Genomic DNA, 13,711 nt, shown 5'->3' with positions numbered 1-13,711 from the left:
GCTAGCTGTAATAGAATGCTCAGCTTATTTGAGAGTCTCTATTACTGGCCTCCAAGGTATTTTATAACAAGGTTTTTCGCAAAATGTCAAAAAAGAACCCAAAAGCCACCGGGGGAGGTAAGAAGTTTTCCCTGGCGTTCTTATTTATAACGTTAATTGCCATTGGGGCAAGTGCCTTGGCTGGTTATGCTTTGTATGAAATGAAAAACATCAAAGAAACAGTATCTGTTGAAGGTAATAGTGCTGCGACCAAATCGGCACATATTGCTCCATTATATATTCCAATGGAAACTTTTACTGTTAGCCTAATGCCAACACCCACTGATGCAGATCGTGTATTACACATTGGTATAACTTTACGGGTAAGTGATGAAAACTCGGGATTATTGGTAGATCAATTCTTACCAGAAGTACGCAGTCGATTATTTATTCTTTTAGCGCATCAAACCGCTGAAAATTTATCGACTGATGAAGGGAAAAAACAATTAATTGAAAAAATTAAAAGCGTTGTCAGTAAACCTCTTGCACCGAATCAGAGTGTGGAGATTACTGATGTATTATTTAACGCATTCATCTTACGGTAATTTCTATGTCTGACAGCATATTATCTCAGGCCGAAATAGACCGATTATTAAATGGCGGCAGTAATACTGAAAGTGAAAATGTAGCGAATAGCCCGGCATTGGACGAAGGCATTAAACCCTATGATCCGAATACTCAACGCCGTGTTGTGCGTGAACGTTTACATTCCCTTGAGATCATTAACGAACGCTTTGCACGCCAGTTTCGCATGGGGTTATTTAACCTGCTGCGGCGCAGTCCGGATGTGACTGCCGGAAATATCAAGATTCAGCCATATCATGAGTTTGCACGTAATTTGCCGGTGCCAACCAATCTTAATCTGGTGCATATGAACCCGCTGCGAGGTACGGCACTGTTTGTCTTTTCGCCGAACCTCGTCTTTATGGCAGTAGATAACTTATTTGGTGGTGATGGCCGATTTCCGACTAAAGCGGATGGACGTGAGTTTACGCCCACAGAGCAACGAGTGATCAAACGTATGCTCACGATGGCACTGGAAGCCTATGATTTTGCATGGAGCACCATATTTAAACTACACACCGAATATGTTCGTGCTGAAATACAGGTGAAATTTACTAATATCACTTCATCGCCAAACGATATTGTGGTGACAACACCATTTTATGTGGAAATCGGCCCACACAGAGGCGAGTTTGATATTTGTATTCCTTTTAGCATTATTGAGCCATTACGTGAACTGCTAACTAGTCCACCAATGGAAAATTCAAGACAAGAAGAAAAACAATGGCGAAATACGCTAGCTTCACAGGTCAGAGAAACTGAACTAGAGCTAGTAGCAAATTTTGCGGATATATCAACTCGTCTTTCACAAGTCATGAAAATGAAGAAGGGTGATGTTATTCCTATTGATAAACCGGAAGTTATTGAAGCCCGTGTCGATGGCGTACCGGTATTTTCTGGTAAGTACGGTTGTATCAATAAGCAATACGCTCTCAAAGTCGAGAAAATAATGAATCCGGCGCTGTTATCTTTAAAAAAGGAGTAATTACCCCATGAGTGACACCACACCTTCGTCTGGCGCTGATAAACAATCCATCGATAATCTTTGGGGTGAAGCGATGAGTGAACAACAAGCGACAGATAATCCACTTGCCAAAGATAGCCTGGTTTCACATTTTTCTGAAGATCTTGATTTAATTCTCGATATCCCAGTAAAAATGACTGTCGAATTAGGTCGAACCAAAATGACTATCAAAGAGTTGCTACGTCTAAGTCAGGGGTCTGTTGTTTCCCTGGAAGGATTAGCGGGCGAACCTTTGGATATTTTGATTAATGGTTATTTAATTGCGCAAGGTGAGGTAGTCGTCGTTTCTGATAAATTCGGTATTCGAATTACCGATATTATTACGCCTTCAGAAAGAATGCACCGCCTAAGCCGATGATGGAACCCCAAACTCCTGTTCAGGTCGCATCTTCGGTGGTTGATGCCACGACGCCCGGTTCAATATTGGTCAGTATCGGTGGGGCACTGGTGCTGGTGTTACTGATTATCGCGGCTATCGCATGGGTTGCTCGTCGAAGTGGGCTTGCCCCACGTTTATCTAAAGGGAACCAAGTCTTGTCGGTGGTTTGCAGCCATTCTCTTGGGCAGCGTGAGCGCGTTATTGTAATAGATATGGCTGATAAAAGATTATTAATCGGCGTGACACCAGGGCAGATCAATTGTCTGGCAACATTTGATAAATCAGTAACTAATAATATTGTTCCTGATTCGCCACTTCCTGTTGATTTTCAGTCGACATTTGCTGGCATGTTGAAAAAACGTAAAACAGGGCCATCAGAATGAGTCTTTTTCCACGCCAATATACCGGTGGCTGGATGCCGTTTGGGATATTTATTCTGCTGATTGTTGGACTTTTCCTGCCCGTGCAACATGTCTGGGCGGCCAACAGTGATGTGATGATCACTCGTTCTGCTGATGGTGAGAACTGGTCGCTGCCGGTGCAAACACTGGTATTACTAACGTCGTTAACTTTTTTGCCTGCAATACTGCTGATGATGACGGGTTTTACTCGTGTCATTATTGTGTTGGGGTTATTGCGCAATGCGTTGGGTACTCCATCAACACCGCCAAATCAAGTACTGCTAGGGTTAGCTCTATTTTTGACGTTCTATGTGATGTCGCCAGTTTTTAATGAGATATATAAAGAAGCCTGGCAGCCTCTGTCGGAGGATAAAATCACCATGGAAACCGCCCTGGAAAGGGGGGTTCAACCATTACGAACGTTTATGCTGGAACAGACACGAGAAACTGATCTGGCACTTTATACCAGAATGGCCAAAGAAGAGAATTTCCAAAGTAGGGACGATGTGCCTATGCGGATTTTACTGCCTGCATTTGTGACCAGCGAATTAAAAACGGGTTTTCAGATTGGTTTTAGCGTTTTTATTCCCTTCCTGATTATTGATCTGGTTGTCGCCAGTGTTTTGATGGCTCTGGGTATGATGATGGTTCCTCCTGCAACAATATCGTTACCCTTTAAATTGATGTTGTTTGTCCTGGTTGACGGCTGGCAATTATTAATGGGTTCTCTAGCACAAAGTTTTTTTAGTTAAACAGGATATAAAATGACACCAGAAAGCGTAATGGCAATGGGTTTTCAAGCCATTAAAGTCGGATTAATGATCGCAGCACCTTTATTATTTGCTGCGCTATTTACCGGGCTTATTGTCAGTATATTACAGGCTTCGACACAGATAAATGAGATGACATTGTCATTTATTCCTAAGATACTGACTATTATCGCAGTAGGGATGGCCCTAGGGCCATGGATGTTGAGTGTTTTTCTTGATTACACACGTACACTTTATAGTAATTTACCCTACGTGATTGGATAGACATGCTCACCCTGTCAATTGTCAGCTTATATTCGATAATCAACCAGTTCTTTTGGCCGATGTTGAGAGTGTTAGCATTATTCAGTACTGCACCCATTTTTAATGAAAAAGGTATCGGTAAAAAAACCAAAATAGGGTTGGCGATTATTATCGCATTGTTGATTGGACAAAATCAGCCTAATAGCCATATCGAGATATTTTCTATTGCTGGACTATGGGTTGGTGCGCAACAATTTATTATTGGTGCAGCCATGGGGTTAACGGTACAACTTATATTTGTTGCCGTTCGTAATGCTGGTGAAATTATTGGTTTGCAAATGGGGCTTTCTTTTGCGACCTTTTTTGATCCTGCGGCGGGAGGTAATATGCCCGTCATTTCCAGGATATTAAATCTCTTGGTGACATTGCTTTTCCTTAGTTTTAACGGGCACTTATGGATGCTAAGTATCCTGGCTGATAGTTTTATCTTACTACCTGTGAGTAACAACATTCTGAATCCAGAGGGTTTTCTTTATTTACCACACATGGCCGGGTTAATATTCAAATGTGGGTTGATGTTGGGATTGCCAATTATTACCCTACTGCTTTGCCTTAATCTTACGTTGGGATTACTGAATCGACTTACACCGCAATTATCAATTTTCGTGGTAGGTTTTCCTTTGACATTAAGTATAGGCATGATGGCGATGTCATTGATCATGTATACATTAGCCCCATTCTTTGAAAATATGATGGAAGATATCTTTAATCATTTATCACAGATAATTATCCTGCTGGCATGAGTGATATTTAAATTTAACACGCTATACGATGTTTTTAGTTACATATATGTGCGCTAATTAACCTATTGTTCTTAGTGAAATAAATTGTGCTTCATATCCTACAGAGTAAAATAAGCATTAGAAACCTTCCTAACTCACCGAAATTAAACGTCATATTTTTAACCACTATGATACCAGATTTGATTGCTTGATTTAAATATTCGGTAAGTATTGTCTGTGTGTATTCAGTCATTAAATTTTGAGATTAAAATGAAATCTTTCAAGATATCCACTTTAATAAAAGTCATATTGATGGTTCTTTGTTTTACAATAATTGTCATTTCGTCATTTGCATTTAAATCAATGTATCAGGCTAATGTTGCATTCAATAATATAGATTCGCTTTCGCAGAATATCAGTGAACTGAGGAGGATGAGTAGTTATCTCGCCAATGTCCGTGGTGATATTAACTTTGTTTATAATGACGAGAGCGTTAGCCATGAACGGCTGGAAAATAAAGCTGCTGTTATTAGAGAAGGGCTTGATAATGCCAAACGTCATAACGATGTTTTTAATAAAATTCCCGATTTAGATGCAACTGGGGATAAACTTACAACGGATATTAATACTCAATTTAATGCGTTAGTTGCTGCTTACACGTCAAATATGAAATCTATAGAAGCTCATATTAATCGTGGTTTTGATAACGGTGCACAAGAAGCCGCTCTGGATAAGGCCATATCGAAATATGCAGACTATGTTGCAGCAATAGAAGATGAAATTGTTGATGGATTTACGTCTGACATGCGTTCGTTTGTCATTATCGCATCACTGTTGCTGGTTATCGCGATCATTATTTCATGTGTTTCTTATGTGATTATCAAAAGGAATGTGTTCAATCGTCTACAAGTTGCTTCATCTATGCTTGAGAAAATTGGTGCCGGGGAGCTTTATCACGAGTTTGATATTGGGTCACGTAATGAAATTGGGCTGATGCTCGAATCATTAAAAAATATGAAAACGTCGATCAGCCAAATTATCACTTCAGTCAGAAGCGCTTCAGATCATATAAGAACTGATGCATCAGAAATTGACAGCAGTAATCATCAATTGGCATCACGTACGGAAGATCAGGCCAGTGCTTTGCAAGAAACTGCGGCCAGTATGGAGGAAATCAAGACAACTGTTTCCAATAATGCAGAAAATGCCAGACAAGCTAATACGCTGTCTCACCAGGCAAGAACAGCTGCTAACAGTGGTTCTATTGTGATGGGTGATGTAGTTAGTACCATGGATAAAATTTCGAAAAGCGCCCGCAAAATTTCTGAAATTAACCGTGTGATTGACGGTATTGCTAATCAGACTAATATTTTGGCATTGAACGCTGCGGTTGAAGCGGCCAGAGCTGGCGAACAAGGTCGAGGTTTCTCCGTTGTGGCAACGGAAGTGAGAAATTTGGCCAAACGTAGTGCGGATGCAGCCAAAGAGATTAGCTTACTTATTAATGAGTCGGTAAAAAATGTCGATGACGGGGCCAGATTGATTGAGGATGCTGGGAAAACGATGCAGGAAATAGTGACCTCTGTGACTCATGTCAGCAATATTATGCAAGAGATCACGCAAGCATCTGAAGAACAGAGTACCGGCGTGAACCAAATTGCAATGGCTGTAAATGAAATGGATTTGGCGACTCAACAAAATGCTTCAATGGTTGAAGAGTCTTCTGCTATCACTCAAAACATGAATAAGAATGCCAGACAACTTGTAGATACAGTTTCAGTATTCAAAGTTGATCTGATTGAAATATCTAAAAATAAAAATGCGCAAAGTGTCACTCGGAATAATAAAAACAACAATCACAAACGTGAAATAGTCAAAGAAGAGAGATTAAAAAAACAATCTCATTCTATTGATGATGAATGGGCTGAGTTCTAACAGCATGACCGCCCCGCATTCTGCGGGGTTTTTTGCTTATCCAAGCTACGTCATTGACTAATGACAAGGTAGGGCATGTGTGAGCCACTTTATAATCACGGCCGTTTGTCTTCTTACTGGTGTGAAAGCATGACTTATCAACTTAATCTTAATTGGCCCGAGTTTTTAGAGAAATATTGGCAAAAACAACCTGTTGTATTAAAAAATGCTTTCCCGAACTTTGTCGATCCCATCACGCCAGATGAGTTGGCGGGTTTGGCGATGGAGGCTGAAGTAGACAGTCGTTTGGTCAGCCATATAAATGGTGAATGGCAGGCGAGTAATGGGCCATTTGAGAGCTTTGATAATCTGGGCGAAACCAACTGGTCGCTGTTGGCCCAAGCTGTTAACCATTGGCATGCGCCATCTGCTGAGTTAGTACGTCCATTTCGGGTGTTACCGGATTGGCGCTTGGACGATCTGATGATCTCATTTTCTGTCCCTGGCGGTGGGGTTGGGCCGCATATCGATCAGTATGATGTCTTTATTATTCAGGGCATGGGTAGCCGTCGTTGGCGTGTGGGCGATAAATTGCCACTCAAACAGTTTTGCCCGCATCCAGCACTGCTGCATGTTGAGCCATTCACACCGATTATCGATGAAGATTTGGCTCCGGGCGATATTTTATATATCCCACCGGGCTTTCCGCATGATGGGTTTACTCATGAAACGGCATTCAACTACTCCGTTGGTTTTCGTGGGCCGAATGGCAGAGATTTAATCAGTAGCTTTGCTGATTATGCGTTGGAAAATGATCTTGGTGGTGAGCACTACAGCGATCCAGATTTAACCTGTCGGGAACATCCAGGCCGGGTCGAAGATTATGAACTTGACCGCTTGCGCGGGATGATGGTCGCTATGATTAATCAGCCGGAAGATTTTAAACAATGGTTTGGTTGCTTTGCCACGACGCCGCGCCATGAGCTGGATATTGCTCCAGCGGAACCACCTTACGAACCGGCGGAGATTGTCGAAGCTCTGATGGAGGGAGAAGTCTTGGCTCGCCTGAGTGGGCTGCGGGTTTTGCAAGTTGGAGACAGCTTCTTTATCAACAGTGAACGGCTGGAAATGGTGGATCCTAAAGGTGCTGACGCGCTGTGCCGATACACTTTGATTAGTAAAAAAGAGTTAGGCGAGGCATTACATAACCCAGCATTTGTTGCTGAGTTAACTGATCTGATTAATCAGGGTTATTGGTTCTTCGACGAGTAATTATGCGGTTAACCGCGGCTTTTGAATGCATATAGATGATGTAATTTGAAAGCCGCTGGATAAGATATCCTGCAATACTTTTACTTCTGCATTAGTTCCAAGTGCTGATTAATTCTATCTACCGCAAGAGTCACCCCATCATCATTCATGATCTCTGCAATGGGAAGAATAAAACCAACAGTAGCGACATTTTTGTTACCCGCGTGGATAACTTCATTTAACTCAGGATAGTCACATTCTTTCCACATAGTATCAAAGGAATTACCAGATAATGCTGTATTGGCTTGGAATAGATATATTTTGAGAAAACTGTGTGACTCACGGCTACAGATATGTAAATTTGTTGCATCTGGTTGGGTTTTGCCATAAAGCCTGTTGATACTAGCACAATCAAGTTCCGCATCAGCAACGAGTTCAATATCTAAAATATAGTCTCCTTGTTTTATTTCTCCATCTTGCTCTTGTGAAGAGAAAATAAAACCAGCACTAATTAATGGCAAATAATCCCAAGACCAGTATGTAAGCGGATTGGTTGTTTTGCGGGTTGGCCGATTAAATGTACGAGGTGCCCAACTAACAAAATTCAGTTCTAATTCTTCTGAGATATTATTGATAAGTGGCATCATTCGTTGATAAAAAGCGGCACAAATACGATGAGCTTGCCTGACTTGCGACAATGTTTCTTCTGGTGACATTATTTTTCCTGCTTATTCATCAATGGGTAGAGGTTGGTGTGATATCAATTCAGACAGTAATTGCCAGTGAGATATTTGGGGAACAAGTGGTGTTTTTTTGGCTAAATAAAGAGGGTAAAGGTCGCTGGATATTTTTTCGGATAATGGGAATCTCTGTGCATATTGTTGTAGTTGCTGCCAGTGAGGTACTGGTTGCAGAATGCCATAAAGTGCTAGTGCGGCCAGGCAGTCGTCGAGAAGGGGATCTGAACCAGTGACGAGTTGTACGGCGATAATGGCTTTTTGCACTTGTTTCCACTCAAGGCAATAAATACTCAAATTGTTTCGGTTGAGTTTAAGTGCCTCAGACCATTGCTGATAATGTGTAGCATTATTTCCTAATGCAACAAAGATAAGTTCTCTATCAATCTCTGTTTTTGTTTCACGTTGTTGTAGAAAAGAGTCTATCTCTTTGCGCCACTGAATATAATTTTGTTTGCCTCCTTCCGGAGGTTTTACTTCAATCAAAATATCTTTATTTTCAAAACTGAATACTAAGTCTGGTTCTACAGCTTGCTGTTCCAGGGAGAAGCGTGGCCAGAAATGACGTTTCTTTAACACACCGAGCTCTGGTTTCTGCCCAAAGAGAGAGGTGAAAAATATTTTCATCCATTCTTCAGGGAAGTAGCTAACACGGGTAAATAGACTTGCTGTAAGTAAATCCTCTTTCGATTTAAACAGGGATCGCCAACTTACCGCCAGCTCTTTACCTGCGATTTGCAAAGTGCCTGCTTTCCCGTGGAGCACTGCTTGTAGCATTAAAATCTCCTGATAAAAGGTGTTTTTTCATCAATACTCTGTGTTATGTGAGTATTTTTATGCGCTGATTTTATGCCGAAATGTATGACCGTCAATTAAAAATTACTGGATTGCTATATCTTCCGATAATGATAAATAGAATAGAAAATTTAGAATTTTATGAGTTTTTTTGTGTTTAGATGAGATCATTTATGTACATAATTATGGGCACAAATAAAATGGGTGATACTAAGTTAAAGAGTTAACTAACATCGTAGGATTAAAAAGAAAAGAACATTTCTGAGTAAGGGAGTAATAACGTAGGGCATTTATATGGTTATTGAATGATAAACAATAGTTGCTTGATTAAATAAAAGTAACATTGGGTATCAGACTTTTGTGATGATGAAAAATATTGATAATTAAAAGCCCCACTCAATATTCAGTGGGGCCATTGGTTTTTTAGTTTTTAGCAGTTTGGCCCGCTGTGTTTGTACTTTGACCCTGACTGATAGAGTAGGTGCCTTGATAGCTGTCATGGTCACCAATATTTGCCATTGAAACAGTTGGTGCCAGGATTGCTGCGATCAGGGTCAGAGTTGCGATAGTCATTTTCATAATAAATTCTCTTCTGTTTGTTGATGTGAAAGCCGTCTGCTTTCGATAGAAATAATGTTACTCCGATCACATAATTTGGATATCGAAGAGAATTGCTTATGTTGGTCAAAAAAAATGAATGAAAAATTGCAATGCACTACAGTTTAATTAACGAACATTCAGCGCCCATTGGTGTATGACAGAACAAACTGGGCTTGTATCATGATTTTTGATATCGCCTTGTTTATTAGGTCATGACTCTGATACGTGGCAGAATATAAAAAACAATGACTGCTAACCCACCAGAGATGGTAAATAAATAAACATGGATCGCTCCCGTATACTGAAATTCCTGCTGCCCTACCTGTGGCCTAAAAATAATTCGAAACTACGCTACTACCTGGTTGCTGCCGTCGTATTTATGGTAGTTTCTAAGGTCAGTACCACTCTGGTTCCCCTCGCTTATCGGGCGATGATCGACACGTTAAGCAGTGAAAATGCCAGGATGATGGCTATTCCCATCACTTTGATCATTGCTTATGGCGTCGCAAGAATCAGTGCTTCCCTATTTGAAGAATTACGTAACGTCATGTTTGTGCATGTCAGTCAGAATGCGACTCGGTTGCTTGGTTTACGGGTATTTAAACAATTACATGACCTCAGCTTACGTTTTCATCTGGACAGGCAAACGGGTGGGTTATCTTTATCTATTGAGCGTGGTACACAAGCGGTTGCGACCGTACTTTCACGCATCTTGTTCTCTATATTCCCCATTTTATTTGAGATAACACTGGTCTCTCTTATTATGTGGCATCTGCTCGATGGCTGGTTTGCCGTCGCCATTCTGGTCACCGTTGCCTGCTACATCCTATTTACCGTGATGGCTGTCAGTTGGCGAACTCGCTTTCGGCGCGAGCTGAATCAAGCTAATGCGGACGCGAATACGAAGTCCATCGACAGCCTGATAAATTATGAAACTGTAAAATATTTTGGGAATGAACAGTTTGAGGCCGAGCGTTTTAATCACTCCAGACAGCTGTATGAATATGCGGCGATAAAAAATCAATTCAGTTTTACTGCATTAAGTCTGGGGCAAACAGCCATTATATCGGTAGGGCTGGTTGTGATGATGTCAATGGCGGCGCAAGGTATTGCGCAAGGTCGTATGACCATCGGTGATTTTGTGTTGGTCAATGCTTATCTTCTTCAGTTGTATCAGCCACTCAACTTCTTTGGGTTTATTTACTCCGAGATTAGACAGGCGCTGATTGATATGGAGAATATGCTAGATTTATTGATGGTAAAAAAAGAAATTACAGATCGTCCTAATGCTCCGGTTTTACAATTGACAAAAGGAGAAGTGCGCTTTGACTCTGTGAGTTTTGGTTATGACCCGCGCAGACCTATTTTGAATCAAGTGAGTTTTACTATTCCGGCGGGCAAAACGGTGGCAGTGGTGGGGGCATCAGGAGCCGGTAAATCGACACTATCTCGTTTATTGTTCCGCTTTTACGACGTTACTGATGGTGCGATTTATATTGATGATCAAGATGTTCGCAATGTGACTCAAGCGAGTTTACGTGAGGCTATTGGTATAGTGCCTCAAGATACGGTGCTATTTAATGACACGCTGCGTTATAACATTGCTTATGGTAGAACCTCTTCAAGTTTTGCAGAGATAGAGCGAGCAGCGAAACTTGCACATATCCATGATTTCATTATCAGCTTGCCAGATGGTTATGAGACGCGAGTAGGCGAGCGCGGACTTAAGTTATCCGGTGGTGAAAAACAGCGGGTGGCGATTGCGCGCACTATTCTTAAAAACCCGGCTATTTTGGTTTTTGATGAAGCAACCAGTGCATTAGATACTCATACTGAGCGCGAAATTCAGACCCATTTACGGGAAGTTAGCCGCGATCACACGACGTTGGTTATTGCTCACCGTTTATCCACCATCATTGATGCTGATGAAATTATTGTGATGGAGGCGGGCGCAATAGTTGAACGCGGACGGCATGAGGAATTATTGCTGCAAAATGGCCGCTACTCAGCTATGTGGCAGAATCAGTACCATGAAGAAGAGCAAAAGGTATTGTAACCGGTTGCTTTTTAACGTTATTCGAAAGGGTGCATAAAGATAAATGTGCACTCTTTTCGCTGATATTGGTTGATCTGTGGAACCAACCGCCTGAAATGCTCTGTTGCACAATGTATATCTAAAGCTGTTTGATTCGGCCACTCTTCAATAAAAACGAAGTTACCAGGGTCTTTATCATCAATATACAAATCATAGGAAATACAAAGGGGTTCAAGCTTTGTCTTTTCCACTAATTCTTTATAGAGTGGCATAACATCACTGATGTGCTCTGGTTTGATAAAATCTTGTGCGATAACTTTTAACATAAGTCTGATAGCACTAGGCCCCAGTAAAATAGGTGTAAGCGAATACCGCCAGCGCAATCGCTATCATAATCAGCGTTGTTTTTCTTATTTTCAATTCGGTTCTCGTGATCAATTATGAGTTGTAGAAAGGTTATCTGAACCATAACGGAAAACTCACTAAAAATCATCGATCCTCGATAAAATTCTTACCCCAGTTAATATCTGGCCAAATCAAAAGTATCACCGGATTTGACGTTCTCGTGGGTGACCAATCCCTTGTAAGTTGATCTTAACCACGGTTTCAATATAATTATTTGTGTTAAATTTTACCATGTGCTAGGCCGCGAAAGGGGGGGTAACATGTCAGCACTTGAAAAGCTTGTATCAGCATATTGCCATACCAGTCTGGACTTTGTGGCATCCACGATTGCTTTTATGGAAAACCAAAAAAAGAAAATTAAAGTTGATGAGATAGAAGCAAAACTTTCATCAGATGAACTCGATTTCTTCCGTGAAAGATTAGCTCACTACAGAGATATATATCGGCCGCAGTGATCGTATGGCGGTTTGTACATCAACGTTAAATAAGCCGCTTTACGCGGCTTATTCTATTTTTGCAATAGCATTCATAAAGATAAGTTGCTCTTAAACTTGCTTGGTCGCAAGAATGACACTAGACGCTTTAAATAATGCAGTCACTTCACTTCCAACAAATAACGCCATTTCTTCAAGACTTTCATTGGTAATCACTGAAATCAGTGCCAGCCCATTAACAGTAATAATCTCAACTGTAGAATTGATGGCACCTTTGGTGATGGTTTTGACTTTACCTGTAAATTGGTTGCGGGCTGAGAAATTCAGACCACAATCCAGAGAAGCCAAAATAATCCAAGGCGCTTTGATCAAGGCAATTGCTGGTTTTCCGACTGTCAGGCCTAATGTTTTGCAGCTTGCTTTGGTAATAACGGTAGTCAGTTTTTCACCGCCATCTAAAGATAGGACAACCTCATCATTGACTGAACCTTCAACAATAGCATGTACTGTTCCTGCTAACTGGTTTCGTGCCGAGATAGACATCGTATTCCCTCATTGTCATGTCAGATTGAAGTCGAGCCATGCAAGGTTCCAGCCCGACGCTCCATTTGACCAAATACACTTGCATGAGTACAGGAATTACGCTTGTATATCAGATAAAAAAATATTTGCGTGTTTAAGGTCACAACATCCCCGCTGACATCAATCAAAACGAGATAAAGCGTGATGTGTACTTATTGAGTAATAGAATCCGTGATAACAGGACAGAGGCCGCAAATACAGATAACAGTAATGTGAATCTCAATGTGACATCAGATAAGTTATATGCGCTGGCAATAAAATAGAAAATCCCATCATGCAAAATATAAACCCCGATCATGGACGGGCTGATATAGGCCAATGTTTTCTTTATCCATTCATGTTTAGTGTCAAAGTTATCAAATATGACAAATAAGCATAAACTCAGTATTAAAACGTGTAAATTATCGAGAAAGTAGCCTGCATTTACTGTTTTATATACATGTATCGACATAAAACTTTCATAGTAATACATGGAAATTGCCGTCGGGATAAGAAGCACTTTTGCGACAAGGCGTACTCGCGGCAGTTTGGTTATTTTTTGGCAAATTTTCGAACAAAGAAATCTGCCTGTCATATAATAAAATACCCACGTCCATAGCCTGAAATATTGTGGGAAATCAATTAAATATGGCCTTTCACTGAATGCACTGATTAAATCAATAGAAATAGAAAATATAACCAGACACGATAGGGTGATGATAGCCGTTCTGTTACTTTTTAATATTTTAGATATTATGGGGTTGATCAGGTAGATAA

At 40.8% G+C, this 13,711-nt stretch carries 17 protein-coding genes; 11 read left to right on the top strand and 6 right to left on the bottom strand.

What is annotated here, in order from left to right; genetic code table 11:
- The first annotated feature begins 83 nt into the window (after window positions 1–83).
- The 9 genes from fliL (at window position 84) to HU019_RS16520 (ending at window position 7,388) form a co-directional block, all read left to right on the top strand.
- A complete protein-coding gene (gene fliL / locus HU019_RS16565) occupies window positions 84–584 on the top strand; it encodes a flagellar basal body-associated protein FliL (RefSeq protein WP_076707259.1) in 501 nt (166 codons plus the stop codon).
- 5 nt (window positions 585–589) lie between these two features.
- The gene (fliM, locus tag HU019_RS16560; protein WP_174848044.1) at window positions 590–1,588 is read left to right on the top strand and encodes a flagellar motor switch protein FliM; all 999 of its coding nucleotides are present in this window, start codon (window positions 590–592) and stop codon (window positions 1,586–1,588) included.
- A gap of 7 nt (window positions 1,589–1,595) precedes the next feature.
- A complete protein-coding gene (gene fliN / locus HU019_RS16555; RefSeq protein ID WP_050077632.1) occupies window positions 1,596–1,985 on the top strand; it encodes a flagellar motor switch protein FliN in 390 nt (129 codons plus the stop codon).
- Window positions 1,982–2,389 carry a flagellar biosynthetic protein FliO gene (fliO, locus tag HU019_RS16550; RefSeq protein ID WP_077174429.1) on the top strand — a complete coding sequence of 136 codons (408 nt, stop codon included), beginning with the start codon at window positions 1,982–1,984 and terminating at the stop codon, window positions 2,387–2,389. The genes fliN and fliO overlap by 4 nt, the downstream gene beginning before the upstream one ends.
- 32 nt (window positions 2,390–2,421) lie before the next feature.
- Window positions 2,422–3,159: a flagellar type III secretion system pore protein FliP gene (gene fliP, locus HU019_RS16545; protein WP_174848090.1), complete on the top strand. Its 738-nt coding sequence runs from the start codon at window positions 2,422–2,424 to the stop codon at window positions 3,157–3,159.
- 12 nt (window positions 3,160–3,171) lie between these two features.
- Window positions 3,172–3,441, top strand: a complete 270-nt coding sequence (gene fliQ, locus HU019_RS16540; protein ID WP_050077635.1) for a flagellar biosynthesis protein FliQ — start codon at window positions 3,172–3,174, stop codon at window positions 3,439–3,441.
- Window positions 3,442–3,443: 2 nt separating this feature from the next.
- Window positions 3,444–4,223, top strand: coding sequence for a flagellar biosynthetic protein FliR (fliR, locus tag HU019_RS16535; RefSeq protein WP_174848043.1), 780 nt, complete (start codon window positions 3,444–3,446; stop codon window positions 4,221–4,223).
- 249 nt (window positions 4,224–4,472) lie between these two features.
- On the top strand, window positions 4,473–6,137 hold the full coding sequence (locus HU019_RS16525; RefSeq protein ID WP_227739414.1) for a methyl-accepting chemotaxis protein: 1,665 nt from the start codon (window positions 4,473–4,475) through the stop codon (window positions 6,135–6,137).
- Between the two features lie 129 nt (window positions 6,138–6,266).
- Window positions 6,267–7,388 (top strand): ribosomal protein uL16 3-hydroxylase, encoded by a 1,122-nt coding sequence (locus HU019_RS16520; protein WP_174848042.1) that lies wholly within the window; start codon window positions 6,267–6,269, stop codon window positions 7,386–7,388.
- Window positions 7,389–7,468: 80 nt separating this feature from the next.
- Here the strand turns inward: HU019_RS16520 and HU019_RS16515 are convergent, their stop codons facing one another.
- The 3 genes from HU019_RS16515 to HU019_RS16505 form a co-directional block, all read right to left on the bottom strand.
- Window positions 7,469–8,083 (bottom strand): hypothetical protein, encoded by a 615-nt coding sequence (locus tag HU019_RS16515; RefSeq protein WP_174848041.1) that lies wholly within the window; start codon window positions 8,081–8,083, stop codon window positions 7,469–7,471.
- 12 nt (window positions 8,084–8,095) lie between these two features.
- Entirely contained in the window at window positions 8,096–8,881 is a 786-nt protein-coding gene (locus tag HU019_RS16510; RefSeq protein ID WP_174848040.1) for a hypothetical protein, read from the bottom strand.
- A gap of 441 nt (window positions 8,882–9,322) precedes the next feature.
- Window positions 9,323–9,478 carry a hypothetical protein gene (locus tag HU019_RS16505; RefSeq protein WP_174848039.1) on the bottom strand — a complete coding sequence of 52 codons (156 nt, stop codon included), beginning with the start codon at window positions 9,476–9,478 and terminating at the stop codon, window positions 9,323–9,325.
- 304 nt (window positions 9,479–9,782) lie between these two features.
- On the opposite strand from HU019_RS16505, the gene HU019_RS16500 reads away from it, so the two are divergent.
- Window positions 9,783–11,555: an ABCB family ABC transporter ATP-binding protein/permease gene (locus HU019_RS16500; RefSeq protein WP_174848038.1), complete on the top strand. Its 1,773-nt coding sequence runs from the start codon at window positions 9,783–9,785 to the stop codon at window positions 11,553–11,555.
- A 17-nt stretch (window positions 11,556–11,572) separates the two neighbouring features.
- Here the strand turns inward: HU019_RS16500 and HU019_RS16495 are convergent, their stop codons facing one another.
- On the bottom strand, window positions 11,573–11,860 hold the full coding sequence (locus HU019_RS16495; protein WP_174848037.1) for a putative quinol monooxygenase: 288 nt from the start codon (window positions 11,858–11,860) through the stop codon (window positions 11,573–11,575).
- A gap of 339 nt (window positions 11,861–12,199) precedes the next feature.
- Between HU019_RS16495 and HU019_RS16490 the strand changes: the two genes are divergently transcribed.
- Window positions 12,200–12,394 carry a glycogen synthase gene (locus HU019_RS16490; protein WP_050077645.1) on the top strand — a complete coding sequence of 65 codons (195 nt, stop codon included), beginning with the start codon at window positions 12,200–12,202 and terminating at the stop codon, window positions 12,392–12,394.
- A 90-nt stretch (window positions 12,395–12,484) separates the two neighbouring features.
- On the opposite strand, the gene HU019_RS16485 is transcribed toward HU019_RS16490, so the two are convergent.
- Both HU019_RS16485 and HU019_RS16480 read right to left on the bottom strand, forming a co-directional pair.
- Window positions 12,485–12,916 carry a TOBE domain-containing protein gene (locus HU019_RS16485; protein ID WP_174848036.1) on the bottom strand — a complete coding sequence of 144 codons (432 nt, stop codon included), beginning with the start codon at window positions 12,914–12,916 and terminating at the stop codon, window positions 12,485–12,487.
- A gap of 163 nt (window positions 12,917–13,079) precedes the next feature.
- Window positions 13,080–13,711: acyltransferase (locus tag HU019_RS16480; RefSeq protein ID WP_174850503.1), on the bottom strand; the 632-nt coding region annotated here is incomplete at its 5' end.

Origin of the sequence: Yersinia artesiana, assembly GCF_902726545.1 — a bacterium.
Classification (GTDB): domain Bacteria; phylum Pseudomonadota; class Gammaproteobacteria; order Enterobacterales; family Enterobacteriaceae; genus Yersinia; species Yersinia artesiana.
This window is presented reverse-complemented; position numbering and strand designations above follow the sequence as displayed.